The 14687-nt window shown below is 35.9% G+C and carries 21 protein-coding genes; 6 read left to right on the top strand and 15 right to left on the bottom strand.

Going from position 1 to position 14687, the window contains the following annotated elements; genetic code table 11:
• Positions 1-15: 15 nt before the first annotated feature.
• From PLI06_06830 to PLI06_06770, 13 genes are read right to left on the bottom strand one after another with little or no spacing between them, the layout of a single operon-like run.
• The gene (locus PLI06_06830; protein ID HOI77309.1) at positions 16-459 is read right to left on the bottom strand and encodes a hypothetical protein; all 444 of its coding nucleotides are present in this window, start codon (positions 457-459) and stop codon (positions 16-18) included.
• 2 nt (positions 460-461) lie between these two features.
• Positions 462-947, bottom strand: a complete 486-nt coding sequence (locus tag PLI06_06825) for a 4Fe-4S dicluster domain-containing protein (protein ID HOI77308.1) — start codon at positions 945-947, stop codon at positions 462-464.
• On the bottom strand, positions 947-1927 hold the full coding sequence (locus tag PLI06_06820; protein ID HOI77307.1) for a 4Fe-4S binding protein: 981 nt from the start codon (positions 1925-1927) through the stop codon (positions 947-949). The genes PLI06_06825 and PLI06_06820 overlap by 1 nt, the downstream gene beginning before the upstream one ends.
• Positions 1927-2316: a 4Fe-4S binding protein gene (locus PLI06_06815; GenBank protein ID HOI77306.1), complete on the bottom strand. Its 390-nt coding sequence runs from the start codon at positions 2314-2316 to the stop codon at positions 1927-1929. Before PLI06_06815 ends, PLI06_06820 begins: the two co-directional genes overlap by 1 nt.
• Before the next feature lies 1 nt (position 2317).
• On the bottom strand, positions 2318-2596 hold the full coding sequence (locus PLI06_06810) for a hypothetical protein (protein ID HOI77305.1): 279 nt from the start codon (positions 2594-2596) through the stop codon (positions 2318-2320).
• Positions 2589-3386 carry an MnhB domain-containing protein gene (locus PLI06_06805; GenBank protein ID HOI77304.1) on the bottom strand — a complete coding sequence of 266 codons (798 nt, stop codon included), beginning with the start codon at positions 3384-3386 and terminating at the stop codon, positions 2589-2591. Before PLI06_06805 ends, PLI06_06810 begins: the two co-directional genes overlap by 8 nt.
• Positions 3387-3698, bottom strand: a complete 312-nt coding sequence (locus PLI06_06800) for a hypothetical protein (GenBank protein HOI77303.1) — start codon at positions 3696-3698, stop codon at positions 3387-3389.
• Between the two features lie 3 nt (positions 3699-3701).
• On the bottom strand, positions 3702-5171 hold the full coding sequence (locus PLI06_06795) for a proton-conducting transporter membrane subunit (protein ID HOI77302.1): 1470 nt from the start codon (positions 5169-5171) through the stop codon (positions 3702-3704).
• Positions 5172-5576: a cation:proton antiporter subunit C gene (locus PLI06_06790; GenBank protein HOI77301.1), complete on the bottom strand. Its 405-nt coding sequence runs from the start codon at positions 5574-5576 to the stop codon at positions 5172-5174.
• On the bottom strand, positions 5577-5816 hold the full coding sequence (locus PLI06_06785) for a DUF4040 domain-containing protein (protein HOI77300.1): 240 nt from the start codon (positions 5814-5816) through the stop codon (positions 5577-5579).
• A complete protein-coding gene (locus PLI06_06780; GenBank protein ID HOI77299.1) occupies positions 5806-6093 on the bottom strand; it encodes a cation:proton antiporter in 288 nt (95 codons plus the stop codon). Before PLI06_06780 ends, PLI06_06785 begins: the two co-directional genes overlap by 11 nt.
• Complete coding sequence (locus PLI06_06775; GenBank protein ID HOI77298.1) at positions 6090-6422, bottom strand: monovalent cation/H+ antiporter complex subunit F; 333 nt, start codon at positions 6420-6422, stop codon at positions 6090-6092. Before PLI06_06775 ends, PLI06_06780 begins: the two co-directional genes overlap by 4 nt.
• On the bottom strand, positions 6423-6740 hold the full coding sequence (locus PLI06_06770) for a Na+/H+ antiporter subunit E (GenBank protein ID HOI77297.1): 318 nt from the start codon (positions 6738-6740) through the stop codon (positions 6423-6425).
• Positions 6741-6912: 172 nt separating this feature from the next.
• Here PLI06_06770 and leuS point away from each other — a divergent pair, with 172 nt between their 5' ends.
• Positions 6913-9735 (top strand): leucine--tRNA ligase, encoded by a 2823-nt coding sequence (gene leuS, locus PLI06_06765; GenBank protein ID HOI77296.1) that lies wholly within the window; start codon positions 6913-6915, stop codon positions 9733-9735.
• A 70-nt stretch (positions 9736-9805) separates the two neighbouring features.
• Positions 9806-10393: a MarC family protein gene (locus tag PLI06_06760; protein ID HOI77295.1), complete on the top strand. Its 588-nt coding sequence runs from the start codon at positions 9806-9808 to the stop codon at positions 10391-10393.
• Positions 10394-10426: 33 nt separating this feature from the next.
• Here the strand turns inward: PLI06_06760 and PLI06_06755 are convergent, their stop codons facing one another.
• Positions 10427-11683 (bottom strand): magnesium transporter, encoded by a 1257-nt coding sequence (locus tag PLI06_06755; GenBank protein ID HOI77294.1) that lies wholly within the window; start codon positions 11681-11683, stop codon positions 10427-10429.
• Positions 11604-11771 carry a hypothetical protein gene (locus PLI06_06750; GenBank protein ID HOI77293.1) on the bottom strand — a complete coding sequence of 56 codons (168 nt, stop codon included), beginning with the start codon at positions 11769-11771 and terminating at the stop codon, positions 11604-11606. Before PLI06_06750 ends, PLI06_06755 begins: the two co-directional genes overlap by 80 nt.
• Before the next feature lie 126 nt (positions 11772-11897).
• On the opposite strand from PLI06_06750, the gene PLI06_06745 reads away from it, so the two are divergent.
• The 4 genes from PLI06_06745 to PLI06_06730 all read left to right on the top strand — a co-directional run bounded on the left by PLI06_06745 (position 11898) and on the right by PLI06_06730 (position 14659).
• Complete coding sequence (locus PLI06_06745; GenBank protein HOI77292.1) at positions 11898-12230, top strand: hypothetical protein; 333 nt, start codon at positions 11898-11900, stop codon at positions 12228-12230.
• Positions 12231-12240: 10 nt separating this feature from the next.
• Complete coding sequence (locus tag PLI06_06740) at positions 12241-13002, top strand: MBL fold metallo-hydrolase (protein HOI77291.1); 762 nt, start codon at positions 12241-12243, stop codon at positions 13000-13002.
• Positions 13003-13584: 582 nt separating this feature from the next.
• Positions 13585-13905 carry a DsrE family protein gene (locus PLI06_06735; GenBank protein HOI77290.1) on the top strand — a complete coding sequence of 107 codons (321 nt, stop codon included), beginning with the start codon at positions 13585-13587 and terminating at the stop codon, positions 13903-13905.
• An 85-nt stretch (positions 13906-13990) separates the two neighbouring features.
• Positions 13991-14659 (top strand): methyltransferase domain-containing protein, encoded by a 669-nt coding sequence (locus PLI06_06730; GenBank protein HOI77289.1) that lies wholly within the window; start codon positions 13991-13993, stop codon positions 14657-14659.
• Positions 14660-14687 lie beyond the last annotated feature (28 nt).

Raw genomic sequence — 14687 nt, 5'->3', positions numbered from 1 at the left:
TTTCCCCCACTCTTATCACCTCTCCAACAACAAAGGTATGCCTGCTGCAATGCCTGCGATGATATCTTCAGGCCTTGCAGGGCATCCCGGAATATAAGCATCAACGGGTATTACCTCATCTACTCTGCAAACTACTTCATCACTATCTCCAAGTTCTCCGCCAAAATCTTTGAATATGCCGCATCTAACTCCACATGAGCCAACTGCAGCAACTATTTTTGGTTCAGGAATAGCCTCATAAATTTTCTTTAAAGGTTCTATAGTTCTTCTTAAAACAGGCCCGGTCACAGCTAGTACATCTGCTTCCCTTGGATTCCAAGTTAGAATAACTTTGTACTGCTCAAGATCATATCTCGGTGACCATGCAACATTTGCAACTTCAATATCGCAGCCATTGCATCCACCTGTGTAGAACAACATGACATGAATTGCATTTTTTCTAGAAAGTTTTTTTAACATTTTTACACCTCTTCAAAATACTTTGAGGAGTCCTTAGCCATTATATCAACGATCTCCTTTATCTTATTTGCATTGAGTTTAATTGGCTCTTTTAGGAGTTTTGATGGATCGGCCTTGAATTCACCAACTTCTCTTGGATGGATTGCCCCGGGCTTTCCGTAGAATGCATAAATTGGACAGTTATCGTGGCACCAAAAACAGTAAAGGCATTTTAAAGGGTCGTATTTTGGAGTTTGTGTCTTTGTGTACCCTTTTACTATTTCAACTGGTTTCTCTAGAGGTACCATTTCTATTGCTTCTACTGGACAGATGTTAGCACATCCCCCACACCCTATACAAGATTCATCGTTTACGACTTGCGGGTATTTCACCTTACCTTGAAGTATTGAATTTCTGATGTCTTTACTTGTTACCCTATCAGAAGCAAAAAGTATTCTAAGGATATTTACATAAATACCCTTAAGAAATATTAAAAAAATACTTTTCATTATTTTGACCTCCCGTTAATAGTTCTGTCTTCAAAATCTGTCTGTACATTTATTGCATAAGCTGGACAAATATTATCGCATGCGCCACATCTAATGCATTTTTTCATGTCAAAGACAAGTTTTTTGGACTTGACAGATATTGCGTCGGCTGGACAGATTTTAACACACTGCTCGCACATTATACATAAATCATCATTGTAGGTAAGAGTTCCACTCTTGATTTCTTTGTGATCTCTTGTCTTTCGTGGAAGACACTGCACGGGACAATATGCGCCACATGTTTCACACATGACACACTTTTCAAGGTTTACTCTAAACCCGTTCAAATCAACTTCAATGCATTTTGTTGGGCAGACTTCTTTACATATACCACACTGAATACATCCTTCGTGCTCACCCTGCCATTCCCTATAATTTAGCTTAATTGCATCTTTTTTACAAACTGTTGTACATATACCGCACAAAATACAATGGCCAGTGAACATCTTTTCTCTTTCACTTATTTTAATTTTTGTTGGGCAAGCTTTGACACAAAGATTACAATTAATACATTTTACAGAATCAAATCGGATTCTTCCACCTTCCCATTTTAAAGCGTCTGTTGGGCAAGCTTCAACACATAGCCCGCATTGATTACAATAATATAGTTTTCTTTTTGATTCACCTTTAATTATTTTCGGCCTGTGATTTTCAATAGTAATTGCATTATTAATACATTTTCTAACACAGGTATAACATGAAACACATTTGCCATAATCGATGAAGGAATTTTTTATTGCGCCTACTGGACATACATCCATACATACATCACAATGAGTGCAAACTCCGGGTGTTGCTTCATATTTTATTGCGTTTGCAGGGCAGTAGTAGGTACATCTGCCTCCTTTGTCGCATCTCTTTTCGTCTATGGCTATACTTAAGAGCTTAGCTTTTCCCTTTGTCTGTATTGGGCCTCCGTCTCTATCTTTCTGCTTTGGCATTATTTCTTCACCTCTTCAATAGTCATTGACTCAAGATTAAATCTAAGCTTCCCTTCGGCATTTACTCTGGCGCCGGTAGGGCAAACGTCTCTACATACGTTGCACATTGCACATATTCCTTCTGGAACTCTCTTGTCCTTGTATTTCACCATCTTTATGACACTTACAGGGCAGTTCTTTTCACAGATTGAACAACCAATACATTTTTCCTTATCTACTATATATCCGCCATATCTGTTCTTGAATATGGCATCAACGGGACATACTTCCATACATTTGCCACATGTGACACAGCTGAAAGCCTTGTCATTAATTATTCTGATGCTCTTTGTAGGACATGATCCTACGCATACCTTGCTTAGATTACATTTATCATTGGTAATGTACATCTTACTGCCTCCTTATAATCATTGAAATAAAGATTCCGAGCACAGTTGAAAAGAATGCTTCCGAGAATCTTATTATGTGCCCAAATAAGGTCCATTGGTAATCTGGATACGTGCCCAATGCTGCTGCAATAAGTATCGAAACTATCAAGATTACAGGATACATCGCCTTGTTTATTTCTTCAGATTTAACTTTGTATCCAATGATAATTCCATAAATAAGACCAAATAATATTGGCCCCCACTGATTTGCCAGTCCAAGAGCTGCAACTTCGCTACTCATCTCTTTTCGCCTCCATTAAGAACATAGCTATTAACGAAAGACCTGCCAACACGTTTAATCCTACACCTATGTTCAAGTACGGAAGTACACCTGGGTGTGTTGGGTCTGGATAATCAAGGAAATTATCCCATCCGAATGCCCCAACATGTATTATATCGTATGGATCAACACCAGTATTGTATAGGTAGTAACCTGTCCCGTAATAATATGTAGTAAAGACAAGCCCAACAACTCCTGTTAGTAAGAATATTAATGCCCCGATAGTTGATAGATTAACAAGATATCTATGAGTGAATCTTAGAGGTGTTTTCTTAAGGCCATAAATAACAACAGTTAGAAAGTATCCCGTAGCTATTACTGCCCCACCTGGGAAACCTCCACCGGGTGAAATATGTCCACCTAAGACAATTGTAACACCAAAAGCTACAAGGAATATTGCTAACGGAAATGCCATCAATCTTTGAATAACTGTAGATTGATCTGTCATTTCTGGAGTTTCTTTTTTCTTGTATCCTTTTAATGACCCCCACCCAAATACAACTGTTGTTGTTATTACGGCAGTAATCAGAATGAAAGTTTCTCCTAATGTATCGTAACCTCTAAAGTCAAACAGTATAACTGTAATAACGTTAGGTGCAATGTTACCGCTGTACAAATTGTATAGGTAACTCATTCCAGGCACCAAATAATCGCTAAACTGGTAAAGTGTTCTTAGGATAACAAATGAAGCTATCACTAAAGATACTCCTGCGATTATATTTCTACCCTGCTGATAGTTACTTGTTTTCACTTAAATCCCTCCTAAGAATATGACAAATAGAAGTGCAAGTGTTAGAGCCACATAGAACGAAGATAGATTTATGGAATCGGTATTTTCTTTCTCTACTTTGAACACAGTGGGAACTGTAAATAGAATTCCCCCAAGTATAATAAGTGCGCCAAATCCCAATATTGTCGAATTGGCAGTTCTTAATACTAATATTGCTCCTATTAGAAGGAATGATAGCATTAGAAATTCTGATGTAAGGGCACTTCCTATACCCATTCCTTGTCCTTTATCTTTCATCTTTTCATGGAATATTTCGTATACTTTCTCTAACAATTATCACACCCCCAAGGAAACAACAAAATTATATATTGGATCGTAGATTATATTTGGGAACAATCCTATTGCAAGACATGTTAGTATCAATATCACAATAATTGCCTTGAACATCGTTCCACGAACTTCTGTATTGACTTCTACTTTTGGCCCTGGTTTCATGAATATCATGAAGAATGCTTTTATAATCGCAACAAATGTTGCTACGCTCAATAATATTACTAGCACTCCGAGTTCAGGTACTCCCGCTTGAGCTGCGGCCTGAATTAATCTCCATTCACTTTGATAAGAGTTAAATGGTGGAACTCCAGATATAGCCAGAGTTGCTAATAACATTACAAATCCTACTAAAGGAACAACCTGTAATCCATCTCCAAGTTCTTCCAGTTTTGTTGTTTTGAATTTATCGTAAACAAAGCTTGCAATGAAGAATAGTATTGCCATGCTTAATACATCATTAATTGCATGGAAAATACCTGCTGCAATAGCAAAGGAAGTACCTATCCCAAATCCTACTGCTACAAGCCCCGCTTGGGATACTGCTACAAATGATAGAAGCTTTCTAAGTTCTACCTGTTGTAAAGCCATTACTGAACCTAAGACAACGGTGAATATTGCAAATCCCAGCATTACAGATTTTAGAAGAGCAAAGCCAGAGAACACTCTGAATAAAATTATAGCCATTGCAACAAGAACAAACTTAGACTGAACTTGCAATAATGCAGATATTTCTGGTTTTGCATTTTCATACATATTGCACTTAATTATATGAAATGGGAAAAGACCCGATTCATAAAGCCATCCCAGTGTTAACAACGACACAGCAGATAATGCAATTGGATTTAACTGTCCACCGGCTTTAATAGCATTTGATAGATCTGTTATATTCAAAAGTCCGTATACTCCTAAGAGGAGAGCAATTCCTAATAGAATTGAAGCCCCTGAAATTGTTCCAAAAATCATATATTTAAATCCTGCTTTGAAGGATTTAGTATCTTGAACTGCTATTACAAGTGCTACTTGCGCAACTACTAAGATTTCAGTGAAAACAAAGAAGTTGAATATATCGTCAGCTAACATTATTGCACTAGTTGAAGCCAGACTAATGAAAATCATGGCTATATATACCCCTGAAATCATCTTTTTATTTAGTACTGTCAGAACAGTAAAACCTGTAATTATGGTAAGGACTACCATTAGTATTTTCTGAACTGACCCATAAGAGTATACTATTCCCATGTATACATCAGGTATCAACAATTTTGATATTTCAGGAAAACTGCCTGTTCGAAGATGACCGCTGAACAAATGTACCCCATACAGAGTTACAACTGGTATGAAGACAAAGACAATCAAAGATACAATAGAGATAAACTTTACAGACTTATCTTTTTGATGAAGAAAGTTTACCAAAATCGCCATTATCAATGGAAGTACAACCATCAGTGGAATTAAAGTACTGTTGTTTAACATTTATTCATCCCCCTCGAACATCTTTTGAACACTTAAAGTATGGTATTTCTTATACAAAACAACTGCTAGCGCCAACATGACTGAAAGTGTAGAAGCGCCAATGACAATGTTTGTAAGAACTAATGCAAATGGCAACGAGTATGAAGCGTTACTTGCAAATTCCTCAAATTGTAACAAATGGGAATAATTTGAGGGTGTTGCTGTTGCATGGAAGTGATGCATTACCTCAGGGATAAATCCTCCAGGCCTGTATCCAATACTGATCAAGACAAGATTTGCCCCGTCCCCAATCAAGTTTGCACCAATTATTTTTTTTAGAATGTTGTCCATCATTAATAGTGCCCATAAACCAGTTACAATCAAAACTCCAGCAGTCATGAAAGAAGCTACTTGAAAGGGTTCCATTTACTCATCCCTCCCCTTTGTTGTTTTATAGAGTGCCACTATGAATAGACCAGGTAACAGTGCTGCACCCAAAATTGCTTGTACTGCGGCAACATCTGTAGCAAGTAAGAAATGGAATATTGCTGCCAACGAAAAACTTTCAAAAGTCAAAATAATAATGCTCTTGTAAAGATTTTCCTGTATTATCGCCATTAAAGCGGACAAAGCTACTGCAAATAACAATATATAATCAAACATCATCATCAGCCTCCGTTAAATCTGCCCAAGATATCGAATGAACTGCAAAAGGCATTAGGAAAAAGTGAGCTAAAGCTGCCAAAATTGCAACTGGATTTCCAAGGAAAATAATAACAAGTATACATACGACATCCATTACACCTAAGATATGAAGCCTTGCATATACTATATTCTTCCTCTGCCCAAATCTGAAAAGTCCTAAAGCAACGCCGATGAGTCCCATTCCAGATATTAAATAGAAATAAGGAAGTAGTAGTTCCATATATGAATACACGTTCATTCTGCTATCCCCCCTCTAAAGAATCTAGAAATTATCAATGTTCCTACTGGGCCAAGTAGAAGTAAATAAATTGCTATATCAGAAAAATAAGGAATCCCGTACATTTTTCCTACAATCATGAAACCCGTGGCAACACCGATTTCAGCGGCACTCGCACCGGCTAGGGAATTACATACCCCTCTAACAGTAGTTACTCTAAGACCAGAGATAATAGCAACGCCAAGCCCTATCAGCATCACGTAAACATAATAGTCTTTAAGTTGGAGATAATGACCGACTACTAAGATTACAGCTAAAATTAGCACTAATAAAATATTATTCTTGTTCATTTAATCCTCCACCATCTTTTTTATCCAACCTTCAAAAGGAATTACATCTTTTTGACTTCTAGGAGATATTACAGCAACTAACAATTTCTGCTTTTCTGGAAAGACATCAATAGTCAATGTTCCGGGCGTCAAAGTAATACTGTTGGCAAGAATTGCCATGGAAACAGGTCTCTTAAGAACTGTATCGATTTCCATTACTACAGGATCTATTTTCCCATTGACACATTGAATTAAAACGTCTCTTGCAGAAACAACGATGTAATATACTAAACCTATAAAATAGACAATACCCCAAAATGGTCTTAGAGCTTTACTCATTTTTTACACCTTCGGAATTTGAGTAAAAGGTTTATTCATAGTTTATAAATGTTTCGTCAATCGTTAATCAGCGATTTTAATTCTAAAAAATTTCTTGATAATTAAATATATGACTAATAAAAACCTTTAAATATAGCCTAAAAACGTGTTTTAAATAAGGTAGATGGTTCTCTTGGAAATCGAAGAAAAATGGCAGAAGAAATGGGAAGAAGCTAGAATTTTCTATTCTGACCCCAAAAACATGAAAAAATTTTTTGTAAACTTTCCTTACCCGTATGTTAATGGATTCATGCACTTGGGCCATTCGTTTTCCCTGATGAGGGCAGAAGTTTTTGCACGATATAAGAGGATGTGCGGATACAACACAATCTTTCCTTTTGGATTTCATGCAACTGGAACACCAATAGTTGCTGCCGCCGAGAGAGTTCGAGACGGTGAGAAATTACAGATTGAGATATTAGAAAAGATGGAAGTTCCAAAAGAGTTAATTCCAAAATTTTCCGAACCTGAATTTTGGGTAAGGTATTTTCCAGAGGAATCGATTAAAGATCTAAAACTCCTAGGTTTATGTATTGATTGGAGAAGAAGTTTCATAACAACTTCGCTAAATCCCTATTATGATAAATTCATCAGATGGCAGTTCAACAAATTAAAAGAAAAAAACTTTGTTGTTAAAGGTGAACACCCTGTAACTTGGTGCCCAAAATGCAACAATCCCATAGGGGATCATGCAAGGCTTGAAGGTGAGGGCATCACTCCTGAAGAAATAATCTTACTTAAATTCAAATTTGATGGAAAGATACTACCTGCCGCCACATATAGAGTAGAAACTGTTTTTGGCGTTACAAACATGTGGATGAATCCAAACTTCAAATATATAGAAGTTGATGTTGACAATGAAATCTGGATAATATCTCCTGTTGCAGCTGAGAAATTAATTAATCAAAAACACAACGTCAAGATCATTAGAGAATTAGAATCAAAAGAATTGATTGGAAAATCGTGTGAAAATCCCCTGACAGGAGACAAAATTCCAATTCTTCCTGCATCTTTTGTATCGCCCGAGATAGGTACTGGAGTTGTCATGTCTGTTCCATCGCACGCCCCATACGATTATATGGCATTGAAAGACATACAATCAAATCCATCAAAATATGGTGTTTCAGAAACTCTTGTCAAGAATATAGCTCCAATTTCACTGATTACTGTAGAGGATTTTGGCAAGAATCCTGCAATAGAGATTTCTGAAAATATGGGAATCGCTTCTCAAAAAGATGTCGACAAACTTGAAGAAGCAACTAATATTATTTACAAGAAAGAGTTCCACCAGGGAATATTAAACGAGAGAACTGGCAAATATAAAGGAATTAAAGTTTCTGATGTCAAAAAAATTATTGTCAATGATTTTATTAATGATGGTGTTGCAACATTGTTTTATGAGCTCCCTGGAAAGGTAGTATGCAGATGCCTTACACAAGGTGTTGTAAAGATAGTATCCGACCAGTGGTTTTTAGCATATGGAAATCCAGAATGGAAAGATTTGGCAAAAAAATGTCTTGCACAAATGAATATTTACCCCGAGAAGGCCAGAAAACAGTTTGAGTATGTTCTTGACTGGTTAAAGGATTGGGCATGCACAAGGGAGTTTGGACTTGGAACAAAACTTCCATGGGATGAAAAATGGGTAATTGAGTCACTTTCGGATTCTACCATCTACATGGCCTACTATGTTTTAGCAAAATACTTTGAAGATCCATCCTATAAAATTGATCCAAAAAAACTTGATGATTATTTCTTTGATTATATTTATTTGAAACGTGGCAATCTAGATGAAGTTTCAGCTAAAAGCGGACTGTCAAAAGAATTAGTTTCGGATATGAAGAAAGAGTTTGAATACTGGTATCCTTTTGAATTTAGGAACAGTGGAAAGGACTTAATCCAGAATCATCTTTCTTTTTGCATATTCAATCACGCTGCCATATTTCCTGAAGAGCTGTGGCCCAAGGGATTTGGAGTAAACGGTTGGGTGCTCGTAGACGGAGAAAAGATGAGTAAATCCAAAGGTAACTTCTATACAATAAAACAGATTGTGAAAATGTATGGTGCTGATGCGGCGAGGATTACCCTAATGAATGGTGGAGAAGGCCTTGACGATCCCAACTGGGACAGTGAATTTGCAAGAACAATTACTGACAAATTGAAGAATTGGCAGGATTTCTGCGTTGAAAATTATGGAAAAGGTAGAACTGAAAAGTTGTACATAGACAGGTGGTTCTTATCTGTTTTAGATAAAGCGATAAAAGAAACAACTGAAGCTATGAATGATTCCAATTTTAGGACAGCTCTTTCGAAAGGATTCTTTGACCTTCAAAGAGACCTTAAGTGGTACTTAAAGAGATGTCTTAACTCTCCAAACAAAGAGGTCATTTCTGAAGTTATAAAAACTCAAACACTGATATTGACACCCTTTACACCCCATATCTGTGAAGAGATTTGGGAAAAGCTAGGATTTGAGCCATTTATATCAAATTACCCCTGGCCCGAATACAAGGAAGAAATGATCGATAAAATTTCAGAAGAGAGTGAATACTACATTGAAGAAGTTGTTAATGACATAAGAGAGATAACAAATGTCCTATCAAGAGGAGAACAAAAAACTCTAGGAAGAATTGACATATTCACTGCAGAAAACTGGAAGTGGGACCTTATTGAAGCTATAAAAACAAAAGACAATATGGGTGAAGCTATTAAAACAGCAATGTCAAATGAGGATTTCAGAAAAAATGGAAAAGACGTAAATCTCATAATCCAAAGGTGCTTTAAGAACAGATACTTCCCGGAAAGATTTGATGAAAAAGAGGTACTTAACGAAGCAAAGGCATTTTTAAAGGAAGAATTCAAAACAGAGATTAACATAGACCCCTTAGAAGATCTTGGAAACGATAGGAAGAAAGCACTCCCAAGAAAACCAGGAATACATATCTATTTTAAATAATTCTTTTAATTTAACTAACAGAAATCAATTTATACTGGTATAGTGTTTGACATACCAAGAGGGAACGCCTATGCTAGGAACACTGATACAGCTTATAATTTTGTTTTTTGTAGTTATTGACCCTCTTGCAAGTTTCTTTGTTTTTTATGCTACTTCCTCGACGATGGTTCCAAAGGAAAGGCAAAAGACGGGCATACTTGCGATACTAATTGCTGTTTTACTATGTTTTTTGGTACTTATTTTGGGCCAGCGTTTGTTGGAACTATTCAGCACAACTCTGGACGAGTTTAGAATAGCCGGGGGAATAGTACTAACAATACTAGGAATAAAGATGGTCCTTGGTGAACCTCTGATAAATACTCATGAGAAAAAAGAGAACTCAGCTAGAGCTTTGGCTTCTATTATTGCAACACCCCTTATAACAGGGCCTGCCACAATATTTACAATAATCCTAGCAAGCAGCGACTATGGAAAAGTTCTAACAGGTCTTGCCGTGGGGATTGTTCTTTTAATAACAGTTTTATTATTCCTTATGTCAAATAAGGTAAAAAAAATATTGGGCGATACAGCAACTCAAGTTGCTACAACTATTCTTGGCCTTGTTACTCTTTCTTGGGGTGTGAAGTTCATAATTCTCGGTATAAAAAGTATATTCTAAACTATTAGATTTGGCCTAAATTCTCAGCTTAAACTAAAGAATAATTGTTGCAACAAGAATCAAAATACTTACACTTGCAATATCCATTACGCTTGTAAGTAAAGGTATTACCACATTATCAGGGTCAATATTTGTTCTTATTGAGAAATATGTAAGATAGTATGAAGTAAGCATTGCAGCAAATGAAGATATAATGGCTACAAATATGGATAATTTAAGAATTACAAAGAAAGCCATCTGAGGTATATCAAGTAGTGCTGACATCACAAAAGCAATTATGGCAAGTAAGGGGAATAGAATTATTGTAATTGCAAATGTATTGAAAAATTCTTTCAATATCTTTAACTTAGGTAGAAAAGTAATTTCTGCCTGACCTAAGTGAAAGCTTGTAGAAATTCTAGCCGATAGAATGCTCCCTATATTTCCATTTTCTGCATTAAAAAGAGGAGACAATACAAGCAATAAAGGAAAAATACCTATGAACTCTAAGTTTTTGTCAAGAAGTGAACCTGCAAGGGTACTCAAAAAAGCGCATATTGCTAGAAATGCCATGGATTCTTTTAATATTTTTTTTGCATAATAACTATTCCTAACAGAAAATAAAGAAAAAATAATTATAATGCCACTTATAATAAGGCTAGAGAATAACATGAATCCTTTGCTTAAAGAGAAAGATAGCGCCCCAATTGCGAAAAGGGATGCTACGTTTAAAATATCTCCAATTGACGCAATCAGCGGCGAGGATACATTGTCAGGATCAAGGCCTTTTTTAAAAGAGAGAATAGATACTAATAGTGTAGTTAAAATGAGACCAATTGCAGCAACAAGGGATGCAAATAATGAAATAAAAAACAGATGGACAAATCCTATCGTTTGATTACCAATGAGAAATCCCCCGATCATTGCAAAAAAAGCTATTACTGTGGCCATAACTACAGTCTGTATAAGGGAAGAATATACATTTTCTGCTATTAATTTTGATCCTCTCAGACTGGGAGTTATTTCACCAGTATGCAGGCCTGTTGAAATCCTTGATCCCATTGAAGCATAGATATTACCTCTCATGTCAATTGTGGCGGGAAGCATTGTCAATATTCCAGGCAATAAAATCAAGAAGCCAATCATCTTTGTGAGATAAATTCCTGCAAGAATATCGGCAAAAGCACAGATTATAAGTGCAAACATGCTCTGTTTAATTATTGTATAAAAATCAGAAAAATCCAGTTTCGGGAGCCATGCTACAAATCTCTTTGGAGAAACCTTTACTGGAAAGGTCTTTTTCTTTTTCAACTACATGCACTCCCCTTTTAAATGCCAATTTATGGATCAGAGATCCTCTTCGCCACGACCGATGACCCAATAAATCGTCTTCTTCCATTTTTCATCACTTAATTATAGCCTACATATTTTTAAAATACTTAAAAAGATTTCTGTAAAGATTTCTTTTGAATGCCTTTTGAGTATAAGAATAAGGTTTATAAATTTAGGCCGTGATTGTAATTTAATGAAGAGAATAAGGCCTTTTATCAAGAACAGCACTAAAGTTAGAGTTCTGACAAGATATCTGAATAACAACAGGGAAGTAAAGGAATACATGGAGAGAGTTAATCCTGTTTTTTATGAGATTTCGTTTCTTGACTGCTATGTTGAAAAAAGCATAAGCGAAGAGGTCAAAAAAACCTTGGAAGCATACGAAGGCCTTGAAATAACAACAGATGAAATCAAGGACAACAAATATACATTTTACATAGATAGCAAAGAAGGCGAGCCAATTATCTGGATGAAAAACGAAGATCAGAAGATTAGATTCTCCAAGATACCTGTAGAGTTATCATAGATGATATAAGATGAATTCAAAGTTTTTAGGATCTGTAAGGTTACATGCGCCTTACCACCCTTCTATAGTCATAAAACTTGACAAAATAGAGTTCAGAGTAGATAGCCCTTGTGGGGCAAAAAATGAAAACAAAGTATATCTTTTAACACATTTTCACTTTGACCATGTTAGGTCGTGTATGGCCGGTGGGGCAGACTTTCTAAGCCTTTCTGAAAATCCAATAAAAATCTATGCACCTTATGATGACAGAAAAGAGTATGGTGAAAATGAAAACGTTTTTGACATTCATTCTAAGATGATCAACTTCCATTCTAAAGGAAGGCGAAAACTTGTCCCAATTCAGGAGAATGAGAATCTTCGTTTCAATGGAACTACTGTTGTTCCTGTTCCCTTAAAACATACAGTGCCTAACTTTGGGTATTATATTAATAATTCGGAAACAAGTATCCTCATCACAGGAGACTGGGAAGGGTCAAATTACAAGAACAGGCGAAAGATAATTTCTTTGGCGCCGAGAGTATTAATCACGGAGTGCCGATACTTTTTTGAAGAGGAAATAGAGATTGCAGAGGAAAGAATGCATGTTCATGTAGAGGATATTCTTGACCTAAAGGAAGAATTAGAAAATACAATGATTATCCTAACCCATATCTCCCATAGATACCGTGACCTAGATGATATTGTCAAATTAACAAAAGAAAAGGACTTGATTCTAGCAAAGAACATATCGTTTAACAACGCCGGTTACCGCATCCGGGAACGATTCAAATAATTAACATAATCTATAAAGAATATTTGTTTTTCTAGATATTTGATAACAGTAAATTTTAAATAAAGCTAATTGAATAGATAATGTTGCACAGGTCGAAACTTCGCTGGTAACAAAGTCTTTCATTCCTTGCATCTGGGCCGCTTAGGCGGATTTGAGTATCACGCTCCACCCGCATACAAGGCTCTTGGACAAGGGTATTTCCGGGATGGCTAAGTCTTATCGGAAAATGTTTGAGTCACACTCGAACTTACCCGGTCCATGACATTGAAAAAATGTCTCTATCGGACACCGAAAGGCAATAGCCGCTTCGAGAAGTCGAAGCATCCGGCTATGAAAGACCTACTCCTCCGAAGCGACAAACTGTGCATTTTTTTCTTTTTGAATTAAAGTTTTGGTATTATTCATACAGATATTTACTAATCTTATAAGCCATTATAAGATAAGAAATCAACGTTGTTATCTAAGAAAAGAGCAAATAAATTTATTCTTCTCCCTAACATTCTGCTTAATTTTAAGACCATTATATTTCAAAAGATATTCTTAAATAATAAAAAGGCTTTAATTTATTAATAAGGTGGTGTATTGAAAATAGGAATAATAATTTCAGATAATGACCCGGAGAAATGTTGGAATGCATTTCGCTTTGGAAATTTCTGTCTTGGACAGAAAGATGAAACAAAAATTTTTCTCATGGGAAAAGGAGTTGAATATGAAAAAACTTCAAATGATAAATTCAACTCATTTGAGCAAGCGGAAAAGTTTCTCTCAGAAGGGGGAAATATACTTGCCTGTGGAACATGCATTAAGTCGAGAAATCAGAAGGATTCAGAGATGTGCCCACTATCTACAATGAAGGACGTTTATGACATTGTAATACAAAGTGACAGAGTAGTATGCTTTTAATAAAATATATTGTTTGATTTTTTATTAAAAAATTTTTCCACGTTGATTTTTATCGTGTTTCAATATCAAGAAAAGAGATGTTCAAATGAATTTAGATGATGTTTTTGGCCTTAATATTGAATTGTATGAAGAATGGTTTGCTAAAAACAATAACATAGTCAAGTCTGAAATTGAAGCGATAAAGCAATTATTGCCTAAATCTGGTGAAGGTATTGAAATCGGTGTTGGGACAGGAATCTTTGCATCGGCACTGGGCATTAAAACAGGCGTTGAACCTTCTGAAAGAATGAGAACGAAAGCAAGTGAAAGAGGTATAAATACAATCAATGCATATGCAGAGAATCTACCGATCCCCAATGAAACGTATGATTTTATTTTGATGGTTACTGTCGACTGTTTTTTCACCGATATTCTTCAAGCGTTAAAAGAGGCATATAGGGTACTCACAAAAGAAGGATTCTTAATCGTTGCATTTATAGATAAGAACACCCCTCTTGGGCAGATATATGAAGAAAAAAAAGCTTCCAATATATTTTACAAGAATGCAAGATTCCATTCTGATTCTGAGATAGAGAATCTCCTTAAAATGGCCAATTTTGAAATCATTGATAAAAGACAAACAGTTTTTAATCTAGAAAATATAATTCAAGAGATAAAACCTGATGTCGGTGAAGGTGTTTTTGCGATCGTCAAGGCAATTAAAAAGCATCGAAGCAAAAAGAGTTGTAAAGATGGCCCTACAGAGGTCCAATAAAGGTATGTTTTTTAAAGGATAAGAAAAA

The organism is Methanofastidiosum sp., from assembly GCA_035362715.1.
In the GTDB taxonomy this organism is placed as follows: domain Archaea; phylum Methanobacteriota_B; class Thermococci; order Methanofastidiosales; family Methanofastidiosaceae; genus Methanofastidiosum.
Note: the sequence above shows the minus strand (reverse complement) of the source record. Positions and strands in the feature narration are given on the sequence as shown.